The organism is Glycomyces sp. TRM65418 (assembly GCF_019710475.1).
Taxonomy (GTDB): Bacteria; Actinomycetota; Actinomycetes; order Mycobacteriales; family Micromonosporaceae; genus Glycomyces.
The window spans coordinates 172,379-187,782 of sequence record NZ_JAJFAX010000008.1 but is presented as its reverse complement, the minus strand read 5'-3'; the positions used below and the strand labels follow the sequence as shown (position 1 = coordinate 187,782).

Below are 15,404 nucleotides of genomic sequence, written 5' to 3'. Positions count from 1 at the left end.
GCGACGGCTTCGGCCCCGGCGAGCGCCCGGACGACCACGGCCCGGCGGCGGAGGACGAGGCCGAGGCCGTCGAGGCGGCGACCGGCGACGAGCCCGTCGAGACCAAGGCCGACGAGGCGCAGGCGTGATCGCGCCGTTCACCGTCCTGCACGTGTGCACCGGCAACATCTGCCGGTCACCGATGTCCGAGCGCATCCTCGACGGGCTCACCGGCGAGGACGTGTTCAACCACGGTGCGGGCATCTCGGCCTACCACGACGGCGAAGGCATGCACACGACCTCGATGGACGAGCTCGAAGCGCGCGGTTACGACTGCGAGGGCTTCAAGGCCCGCCACGTCGAGCGCGCCCACGTCGAGGCGTCGGACCTCGTCCTCGTCGCCACGATCGGCCACCTGGAGTACCTCGCCGACCGCTTCCCCGAGGCGATCGGGAAGACCTTCCTGGTGCGATCCTTCGGGCGCATGGCCGCCGACCTGATCCCCGAGCTGCCCGACGGCGACGTCGCGACCCGCGGCAAGGCCCTGGTCGCCGCGGCCGACGAGCGCCGCGGGGACTACGACGAGCTCGACCTGGCCGACCCGTGGGGGATGGGCCGGAACGCCTTCAGCCAGGTCGCCTCCCAACTCGAGGACGCCCTCAAGCCCGTCGCCACCGCGCTCCAAGGGGCGCGGTGAAGACCGCCAGGGGATTCCTGAAGCCGTGCTTCGCCGTCGCGGGGATCGCGGCGGTCGTCGCCGCCGTCGTCGGAGGGATCACGTCCGGCGGGACCGGCGCATGGGCGGCGCCGGCGGGAGTAGCGTTGGCGGCGTTGGGGTTCGCAGGTTCGGTGTGGGCGGTCGCGTGGGCCGAGAAAATAGACCTGCGTCTCACTCTCCCTATGGCGTTGATCACGTATGCAGTGAAACTGGGCATCGCCTTCGCGGCGCTGGCGGCCGTGCGGGCCCTGCTGCCCGACGCGTTGACGCCGTTCGCGTTCGGCATCATCGGGGGCGCCGTCGCGTGGCTCGCCGCCCAGGTTGTCTGGGCCTACAAAGCGAAAATCCCCTACATCGAGTTGGAGCGGCGCCCCTGATCCATCGGGTCGCGCCACACGGCACCATGCGACATGCCGTGTTTCGCTGAGGTTGACAAACGCGCACGGATGGCGCTCATCTCAGCGAACCCGCTGGGCAGTTCCTGTGTAGTAGCTGTTAGAGTTCAGCTCGACATGGCCGACAAACACCCCCCTGACCACAAGCCGCAGCCTGATGGTTCGGAAATGGGCTGGCGCGCGCTGGGATATCTCATTTCCGGGATCGTCTTCTGGGGTGGTCTCGGATTTCTCGTCGACCTGTGGCTCGATCTGCCCAGAGTCGGGCTCCTGGTAGGGATGCTTGTCGGTGCTGGAGCGGGAATGTACCTGCTCATCAAGCAGATGTCGCCGTAAATTTGACCGACACTGACTGAGAGGCGTGGCTCGCGTGACCGACTCAGCCATCGTGCTGGCCGAAGGGGACTCCCACTTCCCGCCCGGTATTCACAGCTTTGACTTCGCGGACTGGTTCTCCGGGCTCAGCGACACCGCCCTCGCCCACATGTTCACCACCCTGACCTTCGCGGTCTGGGCGACGGTCGCGATCCTCATCGCCTTCTTCCTGTGGGCCTACCGCAAACCCCAGATCGTCCCCACCAAGAAGCAGTGGCTGGCCGAGACCGCCTACGGCTTCATCCGGAACACCGTCGCCATCGACCTCATGGGCAAGAAGGACGGCGTGCGCTTCGCCCCGTACCTCGCGACGCTGTTCCTCTTCATCCTCTTCATGAACTTCTGGGCCATCGTCCCCGGCATCCAGATCTCCCCGAACGCCCACATCGCCTTCCCGGCGACGCTCGCGGTGCTCTCGTGGGCGATCTACATGTGGATCGGCATCAAGCAGCACGGACTCGTGAAGTTCTTCAAGATGACCTGCGTGCCCCCGGGCGCCCCCGGGTTCATCTACCCGCTGCTCATTCCGATCGAGTTCCTGCAGAACATCATCCTGCGGCCGGTCACCCTCGCTCTGCGGCTCTTCGCGAACATGTTCGCCGGCCACCTCATCCTGCTGGTGTTCATCCTCGGCGGCTTCGAGATGCTGAACTCCGGCAACCTGCTCATCCAAGGCCTGTCGGTCTTCTCGTTCGCCATGGGCATCGCGATGACGTTCTTCGAACTCATCGTCATCCTGCTCCAGGCGTACGTGTTCACCCTCCTGACCGGCATGTACATCCAGGGGTCCCTCGCAGACGAGCACTAGGCCCGCCGAGTTCCACCCCACTTTTCACAGATTTCGCAATTGAACACATCGTGCGCGTGACGGTCACGCCACGCTGACACCTAGGAGAAAACCTGATGGAAGGCTCCGTCAACGTCATCGGTTACGGTCTCGCTGCGATCGGCCCCGGTATCGGTGTTGCCCTCATCTTCGCCGCGTGGATCACCGCCACCGCGCGTCAGCCCGAGTCGGCCGGCATCACCCGTCCGATGCTGTTCATGGGCTTCGCCCTCGTCGAGGTTCTGGCGCTGTTCGGCCTCGTTCTCGCCTTCGCCATCGGCGGGGCCAACTAACCCTTCAAGGGAGTCATCATGATTCACGCCGCCGAAGGAGGAGCCGGCATCCTCTTCCCGATCTGGCAGGAAATGCTGGTCGGGGCGATCGCCTTCGGTCTGCTGTGCTTCGTGCTCATCAAGTTCGTCTTCCCCCGCATGGAGAAGACGTTCGAGGCACGAGTCGACGCGATCGAAGGCGGCATCGAGCGGGCTGAGCGGGCTCAAGAAGAGGCCAACCAGACGCTCGAGGAATACCGACGCAAGCTCGCCACCGCGCAGGAAGAGGCCGCCGCGATCCGCGACGAGGCTCGTGCCGACGCCGTGGCAGCCAAGGAGGAGATCCTCGTCTCCGCGCGTGAAGAGGCCAACCGCATCATCGCGGCGGGCCACGCGCAGGTCGAGGCCTCTCGCCAGCAGCTCGTCCGCGAACTGCGCAGCGAGGTCGGCAACCTGGCCGTCGACCTGGCCGGAAAGATCATCGGCCAGCGCCTCGCCGGCGACGCCGACACGACCGCGACCGTCGACCAGTTCCTGGCGCAGATCGCGGACGACACGGCCGAGACGAGCGGAGCGCGCTGATGTCGACGACTGGACGCGAAAGCATCGAGGCCGGCCGGGCCGTGCTGGAGGCCGCCGCCTCCAGCGCCTCGGCCGAGCAGCTCACCGAGTGCGGCGATCAGCTGCTGGGAGTGACGCGGTTCCTCGTCGACCAGCCTCGGCTGCGTCGCGCCCTGTCCGACCCCGCCCGTGCGGCGGACGACCGGGAGGGCCTGGTCCGGCGGCTTCTCGCCGACGAAGTGGGCGCGCTCGCGGCCGACGTGGTGGCCGCGCTGGTGCGCGGTCGCTGGGGCACGCCGTCCGAACTGGTCGGCGGCACCGAGCAGCTCGCCGTCAAGGCGCTGCTGCTCGCCGCCGAGAAGGACGGTTCGCTGGCGAACGTGGAAGACGAGCTGTTCCGCTTCGGACGGCTCGTCGACGGCGACGCCGAGCTGAGCTCGGTCCTGGGCGCTACGGGTTCCGACCCGAAGGGCCGGGCCGGGCTGGTCGAGGGCCTGCTCGCCGGCAAGGCCGAACCGGTGACGGTGAAGCTCGCGGCCGCCTCGTGCCACGGCATCGGCGGACGCAGCTTCCACGCCTCGCTGGCCCACCTGGTCGAGGCCGCCGCGGCGGCCCGCGACGAGTCCGTGGCCTACGTGACCGTCGCGAAGCCGCTCGACGAGGCCGGGGAGCGCCAGCTCGCCGCCAAGCTCAGCTTGGTCTACGGCCGCCCGGTGGCCCTCAAGGTCACCGTCGACCCCGCGATCGTCGGGGGCATCCGGGTGCAAGTGGGCTCGGACCTGTGGGACGGTTCCGTCTCGCGTCGCCTCGACGAAGCCCGCCAAGCCTTGGCCGGACGCTGATCCAGCCGGTATCAACAGAAAGGGAAACGTTCAGATGGCTGAATTGACCATCTCCTCAGACGAGATTCGCAGCGCGCTCGACGCCTACGTCTCGTCCTACCGGCCGGAGATCACCCGCGAAGAGGTCGGTACCGTGACCAGCGCCGGCGACGGCATCGCCGTCGTCGAGGGCCTCCCCTCGGCCATGGCCAACGAGCTCCTGGAGTTCGAAGGCGGCGTGATGGGCCTGGCCCTGAACCTCGACGTCCGCGAGATCGGCGCCGTCCTCCTGGGCGACCCGGTCAAGGTCGGCGAGGGCCAGACCGTCAAGCGCACCGGCAAGGTCCTCTCCGTGCCGGTGGGCGACAAGTTCCTCGGCCGTGTCGTCGACGCGCTGGGCAACCCCATCGACGACCTCGGCCCGATCGAGGCCGAGGGCGAGCGCGAACTCGAGGCGCAGGCCCCGAACGTCATCGACCGCCAGTCGGTGTTCGAGCCGGTCGAGACCGGCATCAAGGCCATCGACTCGATGACCCCGATCGGGCGCGGCCAGCGCCAGCTGATCATCGGCGACCGCAAGACCGGCAAGACGCAGGTCGCGATCGACACGATCATCAACCAGCGGGCCAACTGGGAGTCCGGCGACCCGAACAAGCAGCTGCGCTGCATCTACGTCGCGGTCGGCCAGAAGGGCTCCACCGTCGCCGGCATCAAGGGCATGCTCGAAGAGCACGGCGCGATGGAGTACACGACCATCGTGGCGGCCAACGCCGACGAGCCCGCGGGCCTGAAGTACCTGGCGCCCTACACCGGTTCGGCCATCGGCCAGCACTGGATGTACGGCGGCAAGCACGTCCTCATCGTCTTCGACGACCTGTCGAAGCAGGCCGAGGCCTACCGCACCGTGTCGCTGCTGCTGCGTCGCCCTCCGGGCCGCGAGGCCTTCCCCGGTGACGTCTTCTACCTGCACTCCCGCCTGCTGGAGCGCTGCGCGAAGCTCTCCGACGAGCTCGGCGGCGGTTCGCTGACGGGTCTGCCGATCATCGAGACCAAGGCCGGCGACATCTCGCAGTTCATCCCGACCAACGTCATCTCGATCACCGACGGCCAGGTCTTCCTCGAAGAGGGCCTGTTCAACTCGGGTGTGCGTCCGGCGATCAACGTCGGTACGTCCGTCTCCCGTGTCGGCGGCGCCGCGCAGACCAAGGGCATGCGCTCGGTCGCGGGCTCGCTGCGTCTGGACCTGGCCCAGTACCGTGACCTGGAGGCCTTCGCGGCTTTCGCGTCCGACCTGGACGCCGCGTCGAAGGCGCAGCTGGAGCGCGGTCTCCGCATGGTCGAGCTGCTCAAGCAGGGCGTCGCCGCGCCGCTGCCCATGGGCGAGGAGACCATCTCGATCTGGGCGGGCGTCTCGGGTTCGCTCGACGACGTCCCGGTCGGCGAGATCCGCCGCTTCGAGGACGAGTTCCTCTCCTACATGCGCTCGAACCACAAGGACGTCGTCGCCCAGCTCAACGCGGGCAAGGACAAGGTGGCCGGCGACATCGAGGACACCCTCAAGCGCGCCATCGCCAAGTTCAAGCAGATGTTCAAGGCCAACGCCGACGACCTGAACGTGACCGACGCCGCCGAAGAAGCCCTCGAGGGCGACGTCGACGTCGAGACCGTCAAGCGCGTCAAGAAGGGTTAGCCATGTCAGCGCAGCTTCGTACCTTGCGCAAGCGGCTGAAGTCGACCCAGTCCATCCGGAAGATCACCAAGGCGCAGGAGCTGGTCGCGACCAGCCGCATCGCCAAGGCGCAGGAGCGGGTGGCGGCCTCGATGCCGTACGCCCGCGCCATGACCTCGGTGATGACCTCGCTCGCGAGCAACGCGTCGATCAACCACCCGCTGCTGCAGCCGCGGGCGACCGTGCGCCGGGCCGGGGTGCTCGTGATCACCGCCGACAAGGGGATGTGCGGCGGCTACAACGCCAACGTCATCCGCACTGCCGAGCAGCTGATCTCGCGCCTCGCCGAAGAGGGCAAGGTCCCGGTCCTGTACGTCGCCGGCCGCAGGGGCGTCGACTACTACCAGTTCCGCGGTCGCACGATCGAGCAGTCCTGGACCGGGTTCTCGCAGAAGCCGGCGGTCGCCGACGCACGGGAGATCACGCGGACGCTGCTCGCGGCGTTCATGTCCGGCGCGGACGACGACGACGAGCACGGCGGCGCCGACGGTATCCTGGGTGTCGACGAGCTGCACCTCGTCCACACCAGGTTCGTCTCGCTGCTGACGCAGACCCCCGAGCCGCGGCAGATGGCACCCCTCGAGGTCGAAGAGGTGGAGGAGCACGAGCTCGGTGACGACGTCCTCCTCCCGGACTACGAGTTCGAGCCGAACCCGGAGGCGCTGCTCGACTCGCTGCTGCCGAAGTACCTGACGACTCGCATCTACGCGGCGCTGATCGATGCCGCGGCGAGCGAGTCGGCGGCGCGGCGGCGGGCGATGAAGGCCGCCACGGACAATGCCGATGAAATGATCAAGACCCTGCGGCGGAGCGCGAACGCGGCGCGGCAGGCGGCGATCACGCAGGAGATCAGCGAAATCGTGGGTGGGGCCAGTGCCCTTTCCGCCGCAGGAAGAGAGTAACGATGACCGACACTAATGGAGTGGGACGCGTCGTACGGGTCATCGGGCCGGTCGTCGACGTGGAGTTCCCGCGCAACGCCATCCCGGCGATCTTCAACGCGCTGCACGTTGACGTCGCCTACGGCGAGCACAAGAAGACGCTGACGCTGGAGGTGGCCCAGCACCTGGGCGACAACCAGATCCGCGGCATCTGCATGGCCCCGACCGACGGCATGGTCCGCGGTACCGAGGTCCGCGACACCGGTGCGCAGATCAAGGTCCCGGTCGGCGACGGCATCAAGGGCAAGGTCTTCAACGTCCTCGGCGAGTGCCTCAACCTCGAAGAGGGCGAGAAGCTCGAGGCCGAGGACTACTGGGAGATCCACCGCCACGCCCCGGCGTTCGCGCAGCTGGAGCCGAAGACCGAGATGCTGGAGACCGGCATCAAGGCCATCGACCTGCTCGCCCCGTACGTCAAGGGCGGCAAGATCGGCCTGTTCGGCGGCGCCGGCGTGGGCAAGACGGTGCTCATCCAGGAGATGATCATCCGCGTCGCCCAGAACTTCGGCGGTTCGTCGGTGTTCGCCGGTGTCGGCGAGCGCACCCGTGAGGGCAACGACCTCATCGCCGAGATGGCCGAGGCCGGCGTGCTCGAGAAGACCTCGCTGGTCTACGGCCAGATGGACGAGCCGCCGGGCGTGCGCCTTCGCGTCGCCCTGTCGGCCCTGACGATGGCCGAGTACTTCCGGGACGTCAAGAACCAGGAGGTGCTGCTCTTCATCGACAACATCTTCCGGTTCACGCAGGCCGGTTCGGAGACCTCCGCGCTGCTGGGCCGCATGCCCTCGGCCGTGGGTTACCAGCCGACCCTGGCGGACGAGATGGGCGAGCTGCAGGAGCGCATCACCTCGCTGCGCGGCAAGGCCATCACCTCGATGCAGGCCGTGTACGTCCCCGCGGACGACTACACCGACCCGGCGCCGTTCACCGCGTTCACCCACCTGGACGCGACGACGAACCTGGAGCGGAAGATCTCCGACAAGGGCATCTACCCCGCGATCGACCCGCTCGCCTCGAACTCCCGCATCCTGGAGCCCGAGGTCGTCGGTTCGGAGCACTACGCGGTCGCCAGCCAGGTGAAGCAGATCCTGCAGAAGTACAACGAGCTGCAGGACATCATCGCGATCCTCGGCATGGACGAGCTGTCCGAAGAGGACAAGCTGGTCGTGGGCCGGGCGCGTCGCATCGAGCGCTTCCTGTCGCAGAACACCTACGCGGCGAAGCAGTTCACCGGCGTGGAGGGTTCGTTCGTCCCCGTCAAGGAGACCGTCGAGGCCTTCAAGAAGATCGCCGAAGGGGAGTACGACCACTTCCCGGAGCAGGCGTTCTTCATGTGCGGCGGCCTCGAGGACCTGCACAAGAACGAAGAGGAGCTCCGCAAGAAGGGCTAGCCCCGACGAGCGGAATCCGAACGGAACGGCCCCGGAGCGCGAAGCGCTCCGGGGCCGTTCCGTCTCCCCAGGCGAACGGTCAGCGGCGATCAGTCGTCGGCGTCATCGTCGTCGGAGCGGAGCGCCGCGTCGGGGACGCCGTCGACGCAGGCGACCTCGTAGACGAAGCCGTCGTCGTCATCGTCGTCGTCACCCGTGCCGGTGAACGCGATCGAGGCCGTGGTCCCAGGTCCGGGGTCGACCGCGCCGGTGCTCCAGCCCTGGGCGGGCGCCCACCAGTCGAGGCGCACCCGGCCCCCTTCGCAGACGGCCTGGAACGTGCCGCCGTCGCCGCCCAGGACGTGCCCGTCCGGGGCCGCGCTCGGCGCGGTCTCCAACGGCCCCGTCGGCGCCTCGGCCGTGGGGGAGCGGTCCGCCGAAGCGGGCGCGGACGGCTCGTCCGCTGCGGCGGACGGCGTCGCGTCGTCGGCATTCGCCAGTTCCGAGACGACCTCCTCCTCCGGCATCGGCTGCTCGGGGCCCGCGAGGCTCCCGCCCTGCGCCAGCGCCACCGCGCCGATCCCCGCGGCGACCGCGACCGCGGCGGCCGCGGCCCATCCGCTCACTACCCATTTCCTCTGCATGACACCAGCCTGCCCGCTGCGACGTTAAGACCGCGATAAGGCCGCTCTAAGCCTGCGGAGGTCACCGCTCCGAGGGTGGATTCGGAGGACTTCGGCCGCATAGCATTCCGGCCATGGCCCAACTGCTGCTGATCGAGGACGACGAGCGCGTCCGCTCCGCCCTGCTGCGGTCCCTGCGCGACCTGAACCACCAGGTCGCCTCCGCGTCCGACGCGATGAGCGGACTGCGCGCCGCGGTCGACCACCGGCCCGACCTGGTCGTGCTCGACCTCGGCCTCCCCGACCTCGACGGTTCGCAGATGCTCAGGATGCTCCGCGGCGTCTCGGACGTCCCGGTGATCGTGGCGACCGCCCGCGACGACGAGGACGAGATCGTCCGCGTCCTCGGCTCCGGCGCCGACGACTACGTGGTGAAGCCCTTCACCGCCAAGCAGCTCGACGCCCGCATCCAGGCGGTCCTGCGCCGCGTCGGCGGCGCCGGACCGACGGACGCGACCGTCGCGGTCGGTCCCCTGCGCATCGACCCGCGCGGCCGCTCCGCGCACCTCGACGGGGCCGCGCTCGAATTGAGCCCCAAGGAGTTCGATCTGCTGCACTACCTTGCCGCCCGCGTCGGCGAAGTCGTCGCGAAGCGCCGGCTCCTCACCGACGTGTGGGATCTGCCGTTCGGCGGCGCCGACAAGACCGTGGACGTGCACCTGGCGTGGTTGCGGCGCAAGCTCGGCGAGACCGCGCAGGCCCCGCGCTTCCTGCACACCGTCCGCGGCGTCGGCGTCAAACTCGTCGACCCGACCGACGGGGGCGAGCGGTGAGGGCCCGGCTGACGCTCCTGGTGGCCGCGACCGCCACCATGATCCTCCTGGCGTTCGCGCTCCCGATGGGCATCCTGCTGCGCAACAGCGCCGCGCAGCACGCGATCGACGCCGCCGAGCAGGAGGGCCAGCTGTTGACGCCGGTCATCATCGGCGGCGACGTCGGCCAGGTCGAGGCCGCCCTCCAGAACGTGGACTCGCCCTACCCGGTCACCGTCTTCTGGCCCGACGGCACGACCTCGGGCGCCGAGGCGCCCCGCTCGCCCGCGGTGGAGCTGGCCGCCAGGGGCCGGTCACTGACGGCCGCGACCGACGGCGGGCGGGAGATCCTCTTCGGCGTCGGGCTCGCCGAGGGCACCGCCGTCATCCGCGTCCTCGTCACCGACCGGCAGCTGACCGACGGCGTCGCCGAATCATGGCTGCTGCTCGGCGCGATCGCCGTCGCGCTCCTGGGTTTCGGACTGCTGCTGGCGACGCGGTTCTCCCGGGTCCTGCTGATACCGCTGAACGACCTGTCCGGTGTGTCGCACCGGCTCGCGAGCGGCGACCTGGAGGCCAGGGCGAAGGCGAGCGGCCCGGAGGAGCTGCGCGAGGTCGGGACGGCGCTGAACACCCTCGCCGACCGCATCAAGGACCTCCTCGAGGCCGAGCGCGAGCGCGTCGCCGACCTCTCGCACCGGCTCCGCACCCCGCTCACGGTCCTCAAGCTCGAGACCGAGGCGCTCGGCGACCACGCGCAGCGCGAAGCGGTCGAGCAGGCCGTGGCCGAGGTCGAGCGGGCCGTCAACGCCGCCATTCAGGACGCCCGCAACCCCGCCGAGGCCGGGAGGTGCGACGCGGCCGCCGTCGTGGCCGAGCGCGTCGAGTTCTGGTCCGCGCTCGCCGAGGACACCGCCCGCGAGTGCCGGGTGCGGCTCGCCCCCGGACCGCTGCCGGTGCAGTTGTCGGCCGCCGACCTCGCCGCCGCCATGGACTCCCTGCTCGCCAACGTCTTCGCGCACACCCCCGACGGCACCGCGTTCGAGGTGCGGCTGACGCCGCGCTACGAAGGCGGGGCCACCGTGGACGTCGCCGACGAGGGGCCCGGCCTGCCGAACCTGGGGGTGTTCAACCGGGGCCGCAGCGAAGGCGGCTCGACCGGGCTGGGCCTGGACATCGCGCGGCGCGCCGCCGCGGCCTCGGGCGGCCAGCTGGTGTTCGGCCAAGGCCCGGGCGGCACCGGGGCGCTCATCAGGCTCGAACTGGGGTAGGACCCGGCTCGACCTCCCGGCCGGGCGCCATCCGGCCCGTTCGCCGCGTTGCATCGGGGGGTCTTCCGCGGCCTCGGCGCCGCTTGCGCGTCGTACATCGGCAGTGCGAGCGGCGGACATCGCACCGCCAGGGGTGTTCAGCCAGGCCCTGGAAAGCACTCGCGCATCGCGCGCGCCCACGGGTTGCCGCGCATTCCCGGCGACAGGGCCGCGACCGCCAGGCAGTACTTCGAGACCGGGACCGGCCGCGCCCCCATCGCCCACAGGAGACGGTCGGCCGGGCCGCCGGGCCGGGCCGACTTGACCTCCACCAGGCACACCGGCCGCGCGACCGCGGTGCCCGCGGACGAGACGCAGCGCAGGTCCTCGTCGCACGTGACGCGCACGCCCGCCGCCGCGTTCACGAGCGTGTGCCGCCGGTAGTCCGTGCGCAACCGAGCCTCCAGGCCCGGCGGGACGGCCATGCCGTACGCCTTCCACAGTGTCGCCGCCAGGTGTTCGGCGGCCTCCGGAGTGATCCGGGCGGCGTCGGCGGCCGTGTACGGCAGCCGCTCCTTGACCGTGTCCTGCCGGGCCCCCTTCACCTTCACCTCGAAGGCGCACTCGCCCGAGTCGGCGTAGAGCCGCGTGCGGACCTTGAAACGGCGCCGGCGGCCCTGCCGGTGCTGCCGGTACGTCAGCAGGTCAGGGGTGTCGAAGTAGACCGATTCGTACGAGAAGCGGCGCCTGCCGCCGATGTCGAGACACGCCCAGTCGCCCCCGGCCGCGAGGTGGCCCCGGAACCGCCGGTACGCGTCCGACGCGAGCAGGTACTTCGTGTCGACCCGCGTCTGGAGGTCCGCGGCGGCCGCCACCGCGTCGAGCCCGATCCCCGCGAACGCCTCCAAGCCGCTCACGGGGTCCTCGCCAGGGGGACGGTGCGCTCGGGCGCGGAGACCGGCGACGGGAGCGGCTGGAAGCGGACGTCCACGGTCATCGTCTCGCGCACGTAGTCGGTGTCGATCACCTCGAACTTGCGGACGGTCCCGTCGAGCCGCCGCTCCAGGTCCGCCTTCAGGCGGGCCTCGTCGCGGTGGACCGTGTCGAGCACGACCAGGCGGTGCCGGGCCCGGTTCGCCAGGCGCGGATGGTCGGCCACGTACATCGTCAGCACGAGCAGCACGCTCAGGCCGATCACGACCGCCGGGCGCGACGCCCCGATCCCGTTGACCAGTCCCAGTGCGAGCGCCGTGAAGTAGTAGCCGACGTCCCGCTGCGAGATCTGGTCGGACCGCAGCCGCAGGATCGACAGCACCCCGAACAGTCCGAACGCCAGGCCCAGGCTCACCTGCTGCGACAGCATGAGCGCCGAGACCGCGAAGACGCCCACGTTCAGCGCCACGTAGGCGAGCGCCAGGTCCGTGCGGTGGTGGCGCTGGTAGTAGACGGCCCATGCGAGCACGGTGATCGCGAACAGGTCGACGGGCAAGGCGAGTGCGAGCGCGAGACTCAACGGGTCCTCCTCGGTGGAACGGGTTCGGGGCCGCCGGGGCGGCATGAGGAGAACCGTAGGCGCGCAGAGGTTAAGGCACCGATAAGCCGTGCATAAAGGCCGGACAACATGAACAGGGGCCGGTCGAGCGGTGAACGGGCGGTTGCCGTCCCGCCCGCCCGCTTTGGCGGCGTCCCCAGGGGAACCGCTCAGATGCCGCGGCCGCGGCGGTGGAGGGCCGCCATGACCGCGGGGACGCCGACGATGCCGGCGGCGGCCGCGGCGGCGACGGCCGCGCGGGGTTCACCGGGGTTCGCCTTGGTCGCGCGCAGGGCCCAGCGCAGGGCCTCTTTGCGGTCGCCCGTGGCGGCGTGCCAGCAGGCGATCTGGCCGTAGACGCGGGCCGCGCCCTCGGGGCTGCCGTGGATCTCCGGGTGGCGGTCGAGGATCCACCGCAGCGAGGAGATCTTGGTGTCCCAGCGGGTCTCGAAGTGCGAGCCGGCCCAGTTCACGAGCGCGTACGGCGTGTCCACGTGCGCGATGGGCCGGCGGCGGGCGGCCCGCAGGAGCATGTCCCAGTCCTCGTTCTGGCTGCCCGGCGCGTCCTCGGCGACCAGCCCGAGCCCGCCCATGAGCGCCGAGCGGCGGAACAGGAACGTCGAGGAGTGCAGCATCATCATGCGCGAGCGGAGCAGGTCCGCGTGGCGCACCATGGTCTTCTGCGCGAGGCGGGCGGTGCGCCTGCCGCGGTAGTCGACCTCGATCGCGGTGGTGCAGAGCTCGGCTTCGGTGCCTAGCGCGGCGACCTGGGCCGCGAGCTTCCCGGGGAGCCATTCGTCGTCGTCGTCGAGGAACGCCACGAGGTCGGTCTCCAGCGCGGTGATCCCGGTGTTGCGGGCCCCGGCCAGGCCCGGCGTGCGCTCGTTCTTGACCACCCGCACCGGGCGCTTGCCCGCCGCGGGCTCGGTGGCGAGGTCCTCGTCGGGCTTGGCGCGGTCGAAGACCACGACGACCTCGATCTCGCCGGGGTAGAACTGCGTCAGCACCGAGCGGAGGGCGGCGCGCACCTGCTGCGGTCGGTTGTGCGTGGGGATCACGACGCCGACGGAAGGCCAGTCAGTCACGGACGCTCACTTCCTCGCGGGCGGGCTCCTCGGCCGGGTCCGCTTCGGCGGGCGCCTCGTCCTCGTCGAGGTACCCGTAGCGGCCCAGCAGGGGGCGGGTCAGGGTCGAGACCATGCGCCGGGTGCCTTCGGGGAGGTCCTCGGTCCAGGCCTCGTCGGGCATGATCGGGATGCGGCCCACGGTGAACCGCATGGGGTTGCCGGCCGCCGAGTGGCTCGGGCCGAGGTCGGCCCAGCCGTCCCCGATGAAGTTGTAGTCCGACTCGGCCAGGTCCAGTCCGCAGAACCGGCCCAGCGAGGCGATGACCTTCCGGGGGCGCTGGATGATCCGCTCGTAGCGGACCCGGCGCACGGGCACGCCGCGGCGGGCCAGGAGGCTGAACGCGGCGTTCTGCGCGTTCCACAGCATCGCGGCCTTCGCGGGGGAGTAGCGGGTCATCTGGTCGCCGGTGGGGGACTCGGGGCGGCGCACCTGCTTGGTCCACGAGTAGGCGACCCCGCGTGAGTCGCGGACCACGTGCAGCACCCGCAGGTCGATCTTCGGGGACCAGCGCAGGCAGTAGGCGAGCGAGGCGTGCTTGGAGGAGTCGACCACGACCTGCGCGCGGGTGTCCTTCGCGGCGGCGGTGTAGATCTTCTCGAAGTACTCGGCGTACTCGGTGACCAGCTGGTGCTGGGCCGGCGCGAGGCGCTTGGCCGCGAGCGCGGGGATGTGCCGGGTGCGGTCCACGGTGGCCTTGAGGGCGGTGAGCCGCTCGACGTCGACGGCCTCCCAGGACCCGAAGGCGCGGTGGCCGATCCGCTGCCAGAACTCGCAGTGGGAGAACGTGGCCCCGCAGGCGCACATCTCGTTGCCGACGAGGTCGCGTTCCCACAGGTGCGTGATCTCGCCGAGGGGGACCACGCCGGGGAGCTGGCCCAGCAGGCGCTCCAGGAGCGTCGTGCCGCTGCGGCCCAGTCCTCCGATGAAGACCACTTTCACGCGGTTCTCGGACTGCTCGGCCGTGTCGGCGATCTTGGCGCTCACTGATCCCTCGCTCACCCTAGGTGCGGTTCGTGCGGTCCCCGGCGACCCGGCCGGGAGGGGGCGCGATCCGAGCCGGGCTCGGAAACCTGCGTATGCCCCTTGACGATTCGTATAACGACTCGGGGTGGGGTGGGGGACACGCCCTGCAATGAAAAAACCCGGAAAAACGCGCGCGGGGCCTTAACGTCTGATCGCATGGAGCGCTTGGGCCCTTCGCGCACGGCCGACGCGGGCGATGCGGTCGCCCGGGTCGACGCCGGTGCGCCGCCTCGACCCGACTCAGGATCCGCGGAGCGGGTGCGCCTGGGCGGCATCGGCATCGACCCGGTCACCGAGCCCGAGGCGGTGCGGCGGGTCCTGGACGCGCTCGAGTCCGGGCGCGGCGGGCGGATCGTCACCCCGAACGTGGACATCGTCGCGGCCGCCAGGAACAGCCGGGAGCTGCGCCGCCTCGTCGACGCCGCGGATCTCGTGGTCGCCGACGGCGCGCCGCTGGTGTGGGCCTCCCGGGTGGCCGGGAACCCGCTCCCGGCGCGCGTGGCGGGCTCGGACCTGGTGTGGAGCCTCGCGGAGGCCGCCGCCGCGCGCGGCCTCCGCGTCGCGCTGCTGGGCGGGACCCCGGACGGCGCCGCGCGACCGACCGAGCGGGCCGCCGAGATCCTCGAGGTCCGCCATCCGGGCCTGAAGGTGGTCGGGGCGTGGTGCCCGCCGATGGGCTTCGACCGGGACGACTCGCAGTGGAGCGCGCTCGTCGATCGCATCGGGGCCGCCGCGCCCGACCTGGTCTACGTCGGCCTGGGCTTCCCGAAGCAGGAGCACGTCACCGTGCGGCTGCGCGCGGTGGCGCCGCAGGCGTGGTTCCTCGGCTGCGGGGCGAGCATCGACTTCATCGCCGGATACCGGCGCCGCGCCCCGAAGTGGATGCAGCGCACCGGTACCGAATGGCTCTTCCGGATGCTGTCGGAACCGCGCCGCCTCGCGAGGCGCTACCTCAAGGACGACCTCCCCGAGGCGCTGCGGCTCCTCGCCGAGGCCTGTCGGGAACGCCGCAAGGCCTGGCGCGGAGACGGTACGACGGCGGCGTGAGCG

18 protein-coding genes are annotated in these 15,404 nt (G+C 70.4%); 13 read left to right on the top strand and 5 right to left on the bottom strand.

Annotated elements, in window-relative coordinates:
* The first annotated feature begins 124 nt into the window (after nt 1-124).
* The 10 genes from K3N28_RS18070 to atpD all read left to right on the top strand — a co-directional run bounded on the left by K3N28_RS18070 (nt 125) and on the right by atpD (nt 8,008).
* The gene (locus tag K3N28_RS18070; RefSeq protein WP_228094147.1) at nt 125-676 is read left to right on the top strand and encodes a phosphotyrosine protein phosphatase; all 552 of its coding nucleotides are present in this window, start codon (nt 125-127) and stop codon (nt 674-676) included.
* Nucleotides 673-1,074, top strand: a complete 402-nt coding sequence (locus K3N28_RS18065; RefSeq protein ID WP_228094146.1) for a hypothetical protein — start codon at nt 673-675, stop codon at nt 1,072-1,074. The genes K3N28_RS18070 and K3N28_RS18065 overlap by 4 nt, the downstream gene beginning before the upstream one ends.
* 135 nt (nt 1,075-1,209) lie before the next feature.
* On the top strand, nt 1,210-1,428 hold the full coding sequence (locus K3N28_RS18060) for an AtpZ/AtpI family protein (RefSeq protein WP_228094145.1): 219 nt from the start codon (nt 1,210-1,212) through the stop codon (nt 1,426-1,428).
* A 34-nt stretch (nt 1,429-1,462) separates the two neighbouring features.
* Nucleotides 1,463-2,275: a F0F1 ATP synthase subunit A gene (atpB, locus tag K3N28_RS18055; protein WP_228094144.1), complete on the top strand. Its 813-nt coding sequence runs from the start codon at nt 1,463-1,465 to the stop codon at nt 2,273-2,275.
* Between the two features lie 95 nt (nt 2,276-2,370).
* A complete protein-coding gene (locus K3N28_RS18050) occupies nt 2,371-2,586 on the top strand; it encodes a F0F1 ATP synthase subunit C (protein ID WP_228094143.1) in 216 nt (71 codons plus the stop codon).
* 18 nt (nt 2,587-2,604) lie between these two features.
* Nucleotides 2,605-3,147 (top strand): F0F1 ATP synthase subunit B, encoded by a 543-nt coding sequence (locus K3N28_RS18045; RefSeq protein ID WP_228094142.1) that lies wholly within the window; start codon nt 2,605-2,607, stop codon nt 3,145-3,147.
* Entirely contained in the window at nt 3,147-3,968 is an 822-nt protein-coding gene (locus K3N28_RS18040) for a F0F1 ATP synthase subunit delta (protein ID WP_228094141.1), read from the top strand. The genes K3N28_RS18045 and K3N28_RS18040 overlap by 1 nt, the downstream gene beginning before the upstream one ends.
* A gap of 34 nt (nt 3,969-4,002) precedes the next feature.
* Complete coding sequence (gene atpA, locus K3N28_RS18035) at nt 4,003-5,637, top strand: F0F1 ATP synthase subunit alpha (RefSeq protein WP_228094140.1); 1,635 nt, start codon at nt 4,003-4,005, stop codon at nt 5,635-5,637.
* Nucleotides 5,638-5,639: 2 nt separating this feature from the next.
* Nucleotides 5,640-6,578 carry a F0F1 ATP synthase subunit gamma gene (locus K3N28_RS18030; RefSeq protein WP_228094139.1) on the top strand — a complete coding sequence of 313 codons (939 nt, stop codon included), beginning with the start codon at nt 5,640-5,642 and terminating at the stop codon, nt 6,576-6,578.
* Between the two features lie 2 nt (nt 6,579-6,580).
* Nucleotides 6,581-8,008 carry a F0F1 ATP synthase subunit beta gene (atpD, locus tag K3N28_RS18025; protein WP_228094138.1) on the top strand — a complete coding sequence of 476 codons (1,428 nt, stop codon included), beginning with the start codon at nt 6,581-6,583 and terminating at the stop codon, nt 8,006-8,008.
* Nucleotides 8,009-8,097: 89 nt separating this feature from the next.
* Here atpD and K3N28_RS18020 read toward each other — a convergent pair whose 3' ends face one another.
* A complete protein-coding gene (locus tag K3N28_RS18020) occupies nt 8,098-8,613 on the bottom strand; it encodes a hypothetical protein (protein ID WP_228094137.1) in 516 nt (171 codons plus the stop codon).
* A gap of 131 nt (nt 8,614-8,744) precedes the next feature.
* On the opposite strand from K3N28_RS18020, the gene K3N28_RS18015 reads away from it, so the two are divergent.
* On the top strand, nt 8,745-9,443 hold the full coding sequence (locus K3N28_RS18015) for a response regulator transcription factor (protein ID WP_228094136.1): 699 nt from the start codon (nt 8,745-8,747) through the stop codon (nt 9,441-9,443).
* Nucleotides 9,440-10,693, top strand: a complete 1,254-nt coding sequence (locus K3N28_RS18010; RefSeq protein WP_228094135.1) for a HAMP domain-containing sensor histidine kinase — start codon at nt 9,440-9,442, stop codon at nt 10,691-10,693. Before K3N28_RS18015 ends, K3N28_RS18010 begins: the two co-directional genes overlap by 4 nt.
* Before the next feature lie 137 nt (nt 10,694-10,830).
* On the opposite strand, the gene K3N28_RS18005 is transcribed toward K3N28_RS18010, so the two are convergent.
* From K3N28_RS18005 to K3N28_RS17990, 4 genes are all read right to left on the bottom strand, one after another.
* On the bottom strand, nt 10,831-11,589 hold the full coding sequence (locus tag K3N28_RS18005) for a polyphosphate polymerase domain-containing protein (protein ID WP_228094134.1): 759 nt from the start codon (nt 11,587-11,589) through the stop codon (nt 10,831-10,833).
* Nucleotides 11,586-12,185, bottom strand: a complete 600-nt coding sequence (locus K3N28_RS18000; RefSeq protein WP_228094133.1) for a DUF4956 domain-containing protein — start codon at nt 12,183-12,185, stop codon at nt 11,586-11,588. Before K3N28_RS18000 ends, K3N28_RS18005 begins: the two co-directional genes overlap by 4 nt.
* 188 nt (nt 12,186-12,373) lie before the next feature.
* On the bottom strand, nt 12,374-13,288 hold the full coding sequence (locus tag K3N28_RS17995) for a glycosyltransferase family 2 protein (RefSeq protein ID WP_228094132.1): 915 nt from the start codon (nt 13,286-13,288) through the stop codon (nt 12,374-12,376).
* A complete protein-coding gene (locus tag K3N28_RS17990; protein WP_228094131.1) occupies nt 13,281-14,315 on the bottom strand; it encodes a sulfotransferase in 1,035 nt (344 codons plus the stop codon). Before K3N28_RS17990 ends, K3N28_RS17995 begins: the two co-directional genes overlap by 8 nt.
* Nucleotides 14,316-14,510: 195 nt before the next feature.
* Here K3N28_RS17990 and K3N28_RS17985 point away from each other — a divergent pair, with 195 nt between their 5' ends.
* Entirely contained in the window at nt 14,511-15,401 is an 891-nt protein-coding gene (locus K3N28_RS17985) for a WecB/TagA/CpsF family glycosyltransferase (protein ID WP_228094130.1), read from the top strand.
* The last annotated feature ends 3 nt before the right edge of the window (nt 15,402-15,404 follow it).